The 12400-nt window shown below is 63.0% G+C and carries 11 protein-coding genes; 2 read left to right on the forward strand and 9 right to left on the reverse strand.

Annotation, left to right across the window (positions count from 1 at the left end):
- Positions 1–188: 188 nt before the first annotated feature.
- A complete protein-coding gene (locus tag HS968_RS23085) occupies positions 189–2120 on the forward strand; it encodes a putative nucleotidyltransferase substrate binding domain-containing protein (protein ID WP_179622800.1) in 1932 nt (643 codons plus the stop codon).
- Positions 2117–2824 carry a 3'-5' exonuclease gene (locus HS968_RS23090; RefSeq protein ID WP_179622801.1) on the forward strand — a complete coding sequence of 236 codons (708 nt, stop codon included), beginning with the start codon at positions 2117–2119 and terminating at the stop codon, positions 2822–2824. Before HS968_RS23085 ends, HS968_RS23090 begins: the two co-directional genes overlap by 4 nt.
- A 227-nt stretch (positions 2825–3051) precedes the next feature.
- Here HS968_RS23090 and HS968_RS23095 read toward each other — a convergent pair whose 3' ends face one another.
- From HS968_RS23095 to HS968_RS23135, 9 genes are all read right to left on the reverse strand, one after another.
- Positions 3052–4710: a cation acetate symporter gene (locus HS968_RS23095; RefSeq protein WP_106738534.1), complete on the reverse strand. Its 1659-nt coding sequence runs from the start codon at positions 4708–4710 to the stop codon at positions 3052–3054.
- Positions 4707–5018: a DUF485 domain-containing protein gene (locus HS968_RS23100; RefSeq protein ID WP_182368843.1), complete on the reverse strand. Its 312-nt coding sequence runs from the start codon at positions 5016–5018 to the stop codon at positions 4707–4709. The genes HS968_RS23095 and HS968_RS23100 overlap by 4 nt, the downstream gene beginning before the upstream one ends.
- 158 nt (positions 5019–5176) lie before the next feature.
- Positions 5177–6484 carry a prephenate-dependent tRNA uridine(34) hydroxylase TrhP gene (gene trhP / locus HS968_RS23105; protein WP_182368844.1) on the reverse strand — a complete coding sequence of 436 codons (1308 nt, stop codon included), beginning with the start codon at positions 6482–6484 and terminating at the stop codon, positions 5177–5179.
- A 69-nt stretch (positions 6485–6553) separates the two neighbouring features.
- The gene (locus HS968_RS23110) at positions 6554–7348 is read right to left on the reverse strand and encodes a PA3715 family protein (protein ID WP_182368845.1); all 795 of its coding nucleotides are present in this window, start codon (positions 7346–7348) and stop codon (positions 6554–6556) included.
- A 144-nt stretch (positions 7349–7492) separates the two neighbouring features.
- Positions 7493–7795 carry a hypothetical protein gene (locus HS968_RS23115; protein WP_182368846.1) on the reverse strand — a complete coding sequence of 101 codons (303 nt, stop codon included), beginning with the start codon at positions 7793–7795 and terminating at the stop codon, positions 7493–7495.
- A gap of 48 nt (positions 7796–7843) precedes the next feature.
- Entirely contained in the window at positions 7844–9181 is a 1338-nt protein-coding gene (gene creD / locus HS968_RS23120) for a cell envelope integrity protein CreD (protein ID WP_182368847.1), read from the reverse strand.
- Positions 9182–9327: 146 nt separating this feature from the next.
- Positions 9328–10623 (reverse strand): TRAP transporter large permease, encoded by a 1296-nt coding sequence (locus tag HS968_RS23125; RefSeq protein WP_182368848.1) that lies wholly within the window; start codon positions 10621–10623, stop codon positions 9328–9330.
- Entirely contained in the window at positions 10613–11089 is a 477-nt protein-coding gene (locus HS968_RS23130; protein WP_182368849.1) for a TRAP transporter small permease, read from the reverse strand. The genes HS968_RS23125 and HS968_RS23130 overlap by 11 nt, the downstream gene beginning before the upstream one ends.
- A gap of 80 nt (positions 11090–11169) precedes the next feature.
- Positions 11170–12171, reverse strand: coding sequence for a DctP family TRAP transporter solute-binding subunit (locus tag HS968_RS23135; protein WP_179622806.1), 1002 nt, complete (start codon positions 12169–12171; stop codon positions 11170–11172).
- Positions 12172–12400 lie beyond the last annotated feature (229 nt).

Here is a 12400-nt window from a genome sequence, read left to right on the forward strand (position 1 = left end):
GAGCCTGGCCTGCCGCGCGATGTAAGCGAAACGGCATCAGGGATTACCAGTGTGCACCCGCAGACGTAAAAATTTCGTCAAATGAGAAAGATTTTCGTCTCAAGTAATACCCCTACTACTTATGTGCAATGGGCAAGGCACTTAACGCTGGCCACACTGGCATTCTCCCCAAACCACGAGGCCGCTCCATGAGCAAAGCGGACGCGCTCTCCCAGGCCGGCAAAACGGCTGTGCTGCAGAACATCCATGGCACCATGGAATTCCTGCAGAAATTTCCGCCGTTCAACCAGATGGACACGGCCCATCTGGCCTACCTGGTCGAGAATTGCCAGCTGCGCTTCTACGACGAAGGCGAATCGATCATCAAGCCGAGTGACGGCGTGGTCGAGCATTTCTACATCGTCAAACAGGGCCGGGTGCACGGCGAACGCCCTCACTCGGCCAGGCGCGGCACCGAGACCACCTTCGAGATCACTGCCGGCGAGTGCTTCCCCCTGGCGGCGCTGATCGGCGAACGTGCCACGCGCACCGAGCACCTGGCCGCCGAAGAAACCTTCTGCCTGCTGCTGGCCAAGCACGCCTTCATCAAGCTGTTCGCCATCTCCAACCCGTTGCGCGACTTCGCCCTGCGTGGCGTCAGCAGCCTGCTCGATCAGGTCAACCAGCAAGTGCAATTGCGCGCCGTGGAAACCCTCGGCGCGCAGTATTCGCTGGACACGCGCCTGGGTGAGCTGGCCATGCGTCAGCCCATCGGCTGCACGCCGGACACGCCGCTGCGCGATGCCGTACGCCTGATGCACGAGCAGCATGTCGGCAGCATCGTGATTCTCGACGCCAAGCGCCATCCGCTCGGCATCTTCACCCTGCGCGACCTGCGCCGGGTCGTGGCAGACGGCATCGACCTGGCCCAGCCCATCGTCAACCTGATGACCCATCGCCCGTTCTACCTGGCACCGGACGCCAGCGCATTCGATGCCGCCATCGCCATGACCGAGCGGCATATCGCCCATGTCTGCCTGGTAGAGAACGAACAACTGTGCGGGGTGATTTCCGAACGCGACCTGTTCAGCCTGCAGCGCGTGGATCTGGTGCACCTGGCGCGCACCATTCGCCATGCCGGCAAGATCGAGACCCTGGCCGGGCTGCGCAGCGACATCCGCCTGCTGGTCGACCGCATGCTGGCCCACGGCGCCAGTTCGACGCAGATCACCCACATCGTCACCCTGCTCAACGACCACACCGTGTGCCGGGTGATCGAACTGACGCTCGAAGAAATGGGCGACCCCGGCATTCCGTTCACCTGGCTGTGCTTCGGCAGCGAAGGGCGTCGCGAGCAGACGCTGCATACCGACCAGGACAACGGCATCCTCTTCGAAGCGGCCGACGCCGCGGAGGCGGCCCTCATCCGTGGACGCCTGCTGCCCCTGGCGGCGGAAATCAACCAGCGCCTGGGCCGCTGTGGCTTCACCCTGTGCAAGGGCAACATCATGGCTGGCAACCCCGAGCTGTGTCTGTCGCGTCAGGAGTGGTCACGCCGCTTCAGTCGCTTCGTGCTGGAAGCCACTCCGGAAAACCTGCTGGGTTCGTCGATCTACTTCGACCTGCGGGCGATCTGGGGGCCGCTCGATGGCTGCGAACAACTGCGCCATGAATTGCTCCTGCATGTGGGCGACAACAACCTGTTCCAGCGCATGCTGGCCGAGAATGCGCTACGCCAGCGCCCACCGGTCGGACGCTTCCGCGATTTCGTGGTAGCCCGCTCCGGGGCCGACAAGGACACTCTGGATCTCAAGGTGCAGGGCCTGACGCCCTTCGTCGATGGCGCGCGCCTGCTCGCCCTGGCCAATGGCATTGGCGCGGTCGGCACCCTGGAACGCCTGCGCGCATTGATCGCCAAGGGTATTATCGACGCCCAGGACGGCGCGGCTTTCGAAGAGGCCTATCACTTCATTCAACAGACGCGCATGCAGCAGCACCAGTTGCAGGCGCGCGACGAACGCCCCTACTCCAACCGTCTCGACCCGGACAGCCTGAACCTGCTGGATCGACGTATCCTGCGCGAGTCCTTCCGCCAGGCACAGCGCCTGCAAAGCAGCCTGGCACTGAGGTATCAGTTATGAGCAAGTTCAACTGGTTCAGCGGCCGCGGCCCAGCCCTGACCCAGCAGCAGCTGGAGCGCCGCCAGGCCCTGGCCGAACCCGCAGCGCTCGACGAGCGTCCGCTGCGCGAGCAACGCTTCGTCGTCCTCGACCTGGAAACCACCGGTCTCAACATGCGCCGCGATCAGGTGTTATCGATTGGCGCGGTGGTTATCGAGAACGGCGCCATCGAGCTCAGCCAGCAGTTCGAACGCACCCTGCATCGCCCGGATCACCATGCCAGCGCCAGCACCCTGATTCACGGCATCGCCCCGGGCGAAGTGGCCCGCGGCGTCGACCCTGCCGAAGCGCTGCTGGATTTCATGGAGTTCGTCGGCGACAGCCCACTGCTGGCCTTTCATGCCGAGTTCGACCGACGCATGCTGGCCGGCGCCCTGAAGCAAAGCCTGGGCTATCGCCTGCAGCATCGCTTCTTCGACGTCGCCGAAATCGCCCCACTGCTCTGCCCGCAATCGCGGATTCGCCAAGGCGGCCTGGACGAGTGGATCGCCGAGTTCGGCCTGCAGGTGCAGCAACGCCACCATGCCAGCGCCGATGCTCTGGTCACCGCCGAGCTGAGCCTGATGCTGTTCAGCAAGGCTCGCCGCCAGGGCGTGGACAGTTTGATCGAGCTGGAGCGTCGTCTCTCCAGCCGCCGTCGGCGCCAGCAGGCAATGTCGCTCTGACTCTATTTCCCCACCAGGTGCGAGCAAACTCACCCAGCTGACCGGCCTTCCTGTCACCGCTCGGTGCGCGCGGCGCACCCTACCTTCTGCTCGCAAGTTGATCACCACACGTAGGGTGCGCCGTGCGCACCGAATCCCACGCATTCCCCGATAAACACAACACGCTTTTGTACCCACAACGAACAAGGGCAGCCCGAGGGCTGCCCTTGTGGTTACCGCGTCAGGAATCAGTGAGCAGCTGCACCACTGGCACCCAGGCCGGTTTGCGAACGAACGAACTGCGGCAGGAAGCGTGCACGCTCGTCGTTGGCAGCCGTCGACTTGTCGGTGATCGAGAAGAACCAGATACCGATGAAGGCAACGGTGATAGAGAACAGCGCCGGGTACTCGTACGGGAAGATCGCCTTGGCGTTACCCAGTACCGAGACCCAGACGGTCGGGCCGAGGATCATCAGGGTGACCGCGGTGATCAGGCCCAGCCAGCCGCCGATCATGGCGCCACGGGTGGTCAGGTTCTTCCAGTACATGGAGAGGAACAGCACCGGGAAGTTGCAGCTCGCCGCGATGGAGAAGGCCAGGCCAACCATGAAGGCGATGTTCTGCTTCTCGAAGGCGATGCCCAGCACGATGGCCAGAACGCCAAGGCACAGGGTGGTGATCTTCGATACGCGCAGCTCATCCTTCTCGTTGGCTTTGCCCTTCTTGTACACGCTGGCGTACAGGTCGTGCGACACGGCAGAGGCGCCTGCCAGGGTCAGACCGGCAACCACCGCGAGGATGGTGGCGAAGGCCACGGCCGAGATGAAGCCCAGGAAGATGCTGCCGCCCACGGCGTTGGCCAGGTGCACCGCCGCCATGTTGTTGCCACCGATCAGGCCGCCCGCTGCATCGCGGAAGTCCGGGTTGGTGCCGACCAGCAGGATCGCGCCGAAGCCGATGATGAAGGTCAGGATGTAGAAGTAACCGATGAAGCCTGTCGCGTAGAACACCGACTTGCGGGCTTCCTTGGCGTTGCTCACGGTGAAGAAGCGCATGAGGATGTGCGGCAGACCAGCGGTACCGAACATCAGCGCCAGGCCGAGGGAGATCGCCGAGATCGGGTCTTTCACCAGGCCGCCAGGGCTCATGATCGCCTCACCCTTCTCGTGCACCTTGATGGCTTCGGAGAACAGCATGGAGAAGTCGAAGTTGACATGCTTCATCACCATCAGGGCCATGAACGAGGCACCGGACAGCAGGATCACCGCCTTGATGATCTGTACCCAGGTGGTGGCAAGCATGCCGCCGAACAGCACGTAGAGCACCATCAGTACGCCGACCATGATCACGGCAACGTGATAGTCGAGGCCGAACAGCAGCTCGATCAGCTTGCCGGCGCCGACCATCTGCGCGATCAGGTAGAAGGCCACCACCACCAGCGAGCCGCTGGCGGACAGGGTGCGGATTTCCTTCTGCTTGAGGCGGTAGGAGGCCACGTCGGCGAAGGTGTATTTGCCCAGGTTGCGCAGGCGCTCGGCGATCAGGAACAGGATCACCGGCCAGCCGACCAGGAAGCCGATCGAATAGATCAGACCGTCGTAGCCGCTGGTGAAAACCAGGGCGGAAATGCCCAGGAAGGACGCCGCGGACATGTAGTCACCGGCAATCGCCAGACCGTTCTGGAAACCGGTGATGCTACCGCCAGCGGTGTAGAAGTCGGAGGTGGAGGTGTTGCGTTTGGATGCCCAGTAGGTGATGTACAGGGTGCCGCCAACGAAGGCCAGGAACATCATGATGGCCGAGGTGTTCATCGGCTGACGCTGCACGTCGCCTTCGATGGCGCCAGCCGCCCAGAGGGCCGAGCTGGTGAGCAGCAGAACTGCGAAAGTCAGGAGACGGGCGATCATTTCTGCACCTCATCGAGCACGGCCTGGTTGAGGGCGTCGAACTCACCATTGGCGCGGAACACGTAGATACCGGTCAGGACGAAGGCGGAGAGAATCAGCCCTACGCCCATGGGGATGCCCCAGGTGATCGGTGAGTCGGGGTTGATACGCGCACCGAGCACTTGCGGCTCGAAGGCGATCAGCAGGATGAAAGCCACGTACAGGCTCAACATGATGGCGGACAGTGTCCAAGCGAAACGATCGCGCTTGGCTACCAGATCCTTGAAATGCGGATTCGCCTGAATCCGCGCGTAAGTATCGTCGTGCATTTTATTTTTATCCTCGACAGAGGGGGGCTGGTGAGCCGTACTCTAGGCTTGCCATGCACACGCGACAGACGACTTTAGTATTACGCGAACACCTCTAGAACAGGCCTATCCAGCGTTATCAAGGGGGTTGTAACAAAATATACGACCAATGTCGGGGGCTAGAGATCACGCAAAATCAGTGCATGACGCAGGTCACCGGTTATTGGCACAGGCAGGTAGACCCGATGGCCATCACCTGGCGCGACGGTGCTGCGTTCACCACGGGTGTTTTCCATATGCTCGAGCGTGAATCGGCGATTGCCCTGCGGCGTCATCAGCTCGATGCCGTCCCCCACCTCGAAGCGATTCTTCACCAGCACTTCCGCCAACTCCCCACGCCGTTCTCCGGTCAGCTCGCCGACGAACTGTTGCCGCTCGGCCTGCGAGTTGCCGCGCTGGTAGTTCTGGTACTCGTCATGCACATGACGACGCAGGAAGCCCTCGGTGTAGCCACGATTGGCCAGTGACTCGAGGTCACCCATCAGGTTCATGTCGAACGCGCGCCCGGCCACCGCATCATCGATGGCACGGCGATAAGCCTGTGCCGTCCGTGCGCAGTAGAAGTGGCTCTTGGTGCGCCCCTCGATCTTCAGCGAATGCACGCCCATGGCGACCAGGCGCGGCACATGTTGCAACGCGCGCAAATCCTTGGAGTTCATGATGTAGGTGCCGTGCTCATCCTCGAAGGCCGCCATCTGCTCACCAGGCCGACTCGCCTCTTCCAGCAGGAACGCCTGGCTGGTCGGTGCACCCTGTCCCAGCGTCGGCTCGATTACCTGCACGATATCGCCGGTCTCGTTCTCCCTGGCCGGCGTGGCGTCGTACTTCCAACGGCAGGCGTTGGTGCAGGTGCCCTGGTTGGGATCACGGCGATTGATATAGCCCGACAGCAGGCAGCGCCCGGAATAGGCCATGCACAGCGCGCCATGGACGAACACTTCCAGCTCCATCTGCGGCACGGCCTGACGGATTTCCTCGATTTCCTCCAGCGCCAGCTCGCGCGAGAGGATCACCCGCGTCAGGCCCAGGCGACGCCAGAACTCGACGCTGGCCCAGTTCACCGCATTGGCCTGCACCGACAGGTGAATCGGCATCTGCGGGAAGTGCTCGCGCACCAGCATGATCAGGCCGGGGTCGGACATGATCAGTGCATCTGGCGCCATGGCGATCACCGGCTCCAGATCCTTGAGGAAGGTCTTGAGCTTGGCGTTGTGCGGGGCGATGTTGACCACCACGTAGAATTGCTTGCCCTGGGCATGTGCCTCGGCGATGCCGAGGGCCAGGTTGGCGTGGTCGAATTCGTTGTTGCGCACGCGCAGGCTGTAGCGCGGCTGGCCGGCGTACACCGCGTCGGCGCCGTAGGCGAAGGCGTAGCGCATGTTCTTCAGGCTGCCGGCCGGCGACAGCAGTTCTGGACGGGAAAGCATGGAGCACCTGCTTGCAAGGCAAAGCCGGCGATTCTAGGAGGGCTCCGGGGCTGTTTTATTGATCTGTATCTATGGCACGCCAGGCTCCGACACGAACTCTATCGGCAGCAGATAGCGGTCTTCGTCGTACTCGATGGGAAATTCCGCCCGATGCGTGCTCTGTTCGACAGTCTTGCACTCACCCGCCACCTGCGCTTTGCGACTCTCCACCCGCGTCTGCTTGAACAACAGGTCACGATAACCGTTGTTACCTACTCGCTCGGTCACGATCAGCACGCGCGTCGAGTCGCTGAACATTCCGGCACATTGGGCATCCCATTCCCCCCAGAAGGTGGCGACGGGCAGTTCACTCAGTAGTAGGCGTACTCGCTCGCCATCGAGTTCGTAAAGCGCGAGCCGGGTTTCACGAGAGGCTTTGGCGCTCGAATCGGCGCTGCGCGAGATGCGTACGCCGAAGGCCAGGTCATCGCCACGCAGGCGATAGAGGGCAGTGTCGAAGATCATCGAGTCGACCTGGACGACATCCCAATCTAGTCGTTGTGGCTCGACCATGCGCGCTACGAAGGTCTGTCTGACGCTGTCGAGCACCAACACTTCCAGATCGACATCGCCGTGATCGTCTTCCTCTTCGCGTACCAGCAGTAATGCCACCAGCGTCAAGTGCGGACGCGCCGGCCAGACCTTGCAGATGCTCTGCTCAGCAGCCACCCGATAGCGGCCGCGCTCATCTTCCAGCGCCCTCCCCTGCGCCTGGCCGGGATGCGCCTGCTCGATCCAGCCAGGCAGTTGCAGGCGGCAATCATCGGCCTGCGCTGCAGTGGCCAACAGCAGGCCCGCGAGCGCCATGAAGAGCGTGGGTTTCATCCTTGAGTTCCTCCGAGTCATCGGGCCGCGAGTCTACGTCAGCACCGACAACCTGCCCATGCCAGGCGTCACGAAACAGGCAGTCGATACGCGCCGCCAGCAGGCGTCCGGCGCGTGCTTCTTCGCGCAAACCGATATGCCCGCTCATGCCCGGTACCACAGGCGCATGAAGCCCAGCGCCAGCAGCAGGCCGACCTGGCCGAGCGCCGCGCACAGCGACAGGAAGGAGCGCAGCGTGCCGTTGTTGGCTGCATCCTGTATGCCGGTCAGGGCACTCCAGAAGCCCTCCGGCAGCACCACCAGGCTCAGGCTGGCCAGCGGTTTTCCGGTCAGCAACAGGCCGTCGATCAGGTTGAACCAGCCGCAGAACATCAGGCCGATGAGGATCATCACCGCCACCACCAGGCCAAGCCCCAGGCAAGCGGAAAACTGCATGAGAAGACGCATGGAATTTTCTCCAGAAAGGCGGCGCGGCCAGCGCCGCGCCGATCAGATTCAGGCAGCGGTGCGACCGACGCCGTACCAGTCGAGTTTGCGGGTCAGTACCATCACGCTACCGAGCACGCCGAACACCAGCAGCGAGCCCATCAACAGCGCGTAGTCCTCCGCGCTGAGCAGGCCGAACAGCATCCCGTACAGCGCCGCCAGCAAGGCGCCAAAGCCCAGACCACGCTGCCAGCTGTGCAGCACGAAGCTGACGTAGAAGCCGATCAGGCCCACGCAGGCTCCTGCCGATATGCCATAGGCCAGGGTGAATGGCAGGTGCTCTGCCAGCGACAGCAGCAGCAGGTAGAACAGCGCCAGCGACAGACCGACCAGGGCGTATTGCACCGGGTGCACGGCCAGGCGCTTGAGTACCTCGAAGAGGAAGAAGGTGGCGAAGGTCAGGGCGATGAACAGCAGTGCGTATTTGATCGCGCGGTCGGTCTTCAGGTACTGATCCACCGGGTCGACGAAACTGACGCCGAAGCTGCGGCCGAACAGGCTCTGGCACTGGTTTTCGCTGGCGCAGCTGCGCAGTGCCTCCTCGAGGTTGGTGGCGAAGAAGCTGGTCTGCCACTCGGCGTTGAAACCCTGAGTGGTGATCTCACGACGACTCGGCAGGTACTCGCCGACGAAGCTCGGGTGCGGCCAGTCGGATTTCAGGCTGACGCGACTGTCGCGCCCCACCGGCACCACACCGAGCTGTTCGGTGCCCTGCAATTTGAGGTCGAAGGCGAAGTCGAGCGACTGCCCGCCCTGGCTGTCCAGCGACGGCAGCATCACATGCACGCCATCGCCAAAACGGTTGTCGTTGGTACCGGGTGCAAAGCTCAGGGTCTGGCCATTCAGACGCAGTTTGAGGTCATTGCTGATCCCACGGATATCGCTGATCCCCACCGCGAGAAAGGGCGCGTCGAAGCGATAGAAGCCCAGCTCATCGCCCAGACCAAAACGCGCAGGCAGGCGGAACTGGCCACTGACCTGGCTATCACTGCGGTACAGGCGTGCCTCGTAGATGCCACGGGCACGCAGCTCGGTATTGACCTGCCCTTCGAGCACGAAGCGTTCCGGCAGGAAGTACAGGCGACCACGCCGCTGGCGCTCCTCGGTGTAGCGCTCACCGGTCTTCTCGTTGGTCTTCCACTCGTGGGTGGTCTTGACGTAAGGCAGCACCAGGATCGGCCCGGTGATCTGCTGGCGGTAGCTGGAACTGCGGGCGATATCCTGCAACACCTGATAGCGCAGGCCTTGGCGCTCATCGACCAGGCCGTCGATCATCAGCAGGGGAATCATCAGCAGCAGGATCAGCAGGGCAATGGCGCCCAGCTTGAAGCCCAGGGTTCGGGTCATGGTACGGCTCTCCGTAGCGAGTGAAGGTACGGCAGAGTCTGGGCAGCGACGATGGGAGGCGTGTGGGGCGAGCGTGGAGATTGTGTGGAGAATGGGTGGGGCTTAAGCGGCGATGCGGGAGCGGTGGGTACCGCTCCCGCAACGGGTTACACCGTATAGCCGAGCTTACGCGGCAGCCATAGGGCGATTTCCGGGAAGATCGCCACCAACACCAGCGCACTGCCCATGATCACCACGAACAGCAGCGCCCAGCCGACCGTCTGCTCCAGCCTGATCTTCGCCACTTCGGTGGTCACCAGCAGGTTGACCGCCACCGGTGGGGTGAACTGGCCGATGGCGATGTTCATCGCCAACAGGATGCCGAACCACACCGGGTTCCAGCCGAAGTGCTGCATCACCGGAATCAGGATCGGCATGAGGATCAGGTAGATGGAAATCGCATCGAGCAGCATGCCCACCAGCAGCACCGCGAGCATCACCAGAATCAGCAAGGTAGTGCCGTCATCCGACAGCGAGATCATCCACTCGGCCAGATGGCGGAAGGTACCAAGCATGGTGCCGGCCCAGGCGAAGATACCGGCCAGGGCGATGATCAGCATGACCACGCCGGAAATCACCGCCGCCTCGCCACACAGGCGCCACAGGCTGCGCCAGTCCAGCTCGCGGGTGACGAACAGACCGATGACGATGCCGTAGGCCACTGCCGCCACGGCCGCTTCGGTCGGCGTGAACAGGCCGCTACGCAGGCCACCGAGGATCAGGATCGGCGCGAACAACGCCGGCAGTGCTTCCTTGAAGCTCGCCCACAGCGGCGGACGTTCCTCGCCCTGCGGCGCTTCCCAGCCGTAATAACGGGATATCAGCCATACCGGCAGCAGCAAGGTCAGACCGGCGAGGATGCCGGGGAACAAGCCGGCGGCGAACAGCGCGCGCAGATCCACGCCGGGCACCACGATGGAATACAGAATCAGCGCAATCGACGGCGGAATCAGGATCGCTGTGGACGCCGACGCGGCGATCACCGTGGCCGAGAACGGCTTGGGATAGCCAGCCTTGGTCATGCTCGGCAACATCACCATGGCCACTGCCGCAGCGTCCGCCGGGCCGGAACCGCTCATGCCGCCCATGATCATGCACACCAGCACCGCGACCATGCCCAGACCACCGTGGCGTGGGCCGATCAAGGCCTGAGCGAAGCGCACCAGGCGAATCGCCACGCCGGCCTTCTCGAACACCAGGCCGGTGAGGATGAACAGCGGAATGGCGATCAGCGGATACTTGGCCACGCTGTTGTAGGTGTTGGTGCCGAGGGTAGCGAGCATGTCCGGCGATAGCCCGGCGATGATGCCGATGGCACCGGACAGGCCAAGGGCGAAGGCCACCGGCACGCCCAGAATCAGCAGAACGAGAAAGCTGATGACCAGCAGCAGATCAGGGCTCATCGCTGATCCTCCCGCGCAGGCGATCCAGGGTCATCTGGGTCAGGCGTACCAGCATGAACAGGCTCAGCAGCGGCAGCCAGACCACGTACCACCAATTCGGCAGGCCCATGCCCGGCGACTCCGACTCCCACTGAAACTCTTCCCAGGCGAACTGACCGCCGTACCAGCTGACCAGGCCCAGCACCAGCACGCCGGCCAGCCACTGCAACCAGACCAGCGGGGTGCGCAGACGAGGGAACATCTGCTCGATCATGCTGATGCGAATATGGCCGTTACGACGCAGCGCCACCGAAGCACCGGCGAAGGTCAGCACCACCAGCAGGAACACCGAGAGTTCCTCGGTGAAAGCGAACGACACATTGGTGAAATAGCGCACCACCACGTTGGCCAGGCTGATCAGACTGATCAGCACCAACGCCAGGGTCGCCAGCACGCGCTCGATAGGCGCGTCCGGTTTATTGCTCATGGAAACCTCGGAGAAACGGGAGCCGAGCGCAGTGGTTTGCACGCAATCTGGAGGGCTCCCGATAAGCAGCTAACGAAGACTCAGGGCTGGGCGATGGCGCTCTGCGCCGCCTCCATCAGCTCCTTGCCAATACGCGGTGCCCACTTCTCATGCACGCTGCGGGTGGCATCGACGAACGCCTGACGCTCGGCATCGTTGAGTTCGATCAGCTCGACACCCCGCTCGCGGATGTCAGCCAGGCGCTTGACTTCCGCCTCGCGCGACAGCGCCACTTCCCACTCACCGGCATCACGGGCAGCCTGGGCCAGCAACTCGCGGTCGGCCTCCGGCAGCTCCTTCCAGATACGCTGGTTGACGGCGAAAATCAGCGGGTCGGCCATGTAGTTCCACTGGGTCAGGTACTTCTGCCCGGCCTGGTCGATGCGCGCCACGTCGAACACCGACAGCGGGTTCTCCTGACCGTCCACCGCACCGGTGGTCAGCGCCGGCTTGGCGTCTGCCCAGCTCATCTGCGTCGGGTTGGCACCCAGGGCAGTGAAGGTGTCCTGGAACAAAGGCGAACCCACCACGCGGATTTTCAAACCCTTGAGATCAGCTGGCGCACGCACCGGCTTGGCCGAGTTGGACAGTTGGCGGAAGCCATTCTCGCCCCAGGCCAGCGGGACGATGCCGCGCTTCTCGATGGCAGCGAAGGCCAGCTTGCCGGCTTCGCCCTGGGTGATGGCATCCAGGTCGGCGTTATCGTTCATCAGGAACGGCAGGGAGAACAGGTTGAGCTCCGGCACCTGCGGCGACCAGTTGATGGTCGAGCCCACGGCCATGTCGATCAGGCCGGAACGCATGGCGGAGAATTCCTTGGTCTGGTCACCGGTGACCAGTTGCGCATTGGGGTAGACGCGCAGGGTGATGCGTCCTTCGGAGCGCTCGTTGACCAGATCGGCCCACTTTTGCGCCGCCTGCCCCCAGGGGAAGGCATCGGACAGAACGGTGGACACGGAGTATTCGCGCGCCTGGGCCGAGGCACAGGCAGCGGTGAGCGCGGCGGCAGCAGCCAGCGCAGTGAAGCAGCGGGACAGTTTCATGGGGCGTCCTTGTGGGATCATTGTGATTGTTAGTCCACGCCGGCAATCGCTACGGCATGGTTGATCCAGCGGCGACCGGGTCAGTCACCAGGTTGCGCCGGATAGGCGCATGTAGCGGGGACACCAATTGGGCGTCGGTATGCCGATCTGGCCTTGTGGGCAGGCGGCAGGAGCAGGTGGGTCGCACCTGAATCGCAGAGTGTAGCGTTGAGCGAAAATACTCGGTGCA

It is taken from the genome of Pseudomonas berkeleyensis, assembly GCF_014109765.1.
Taxonomy (GTDB): Bacteria; Pseudomonadota; Gammaproteobacteria; order Pseudomonadales; family Pseudomonadaceae; genus Aquipseudomonas; species Aquipseudomonas berkeleyensis.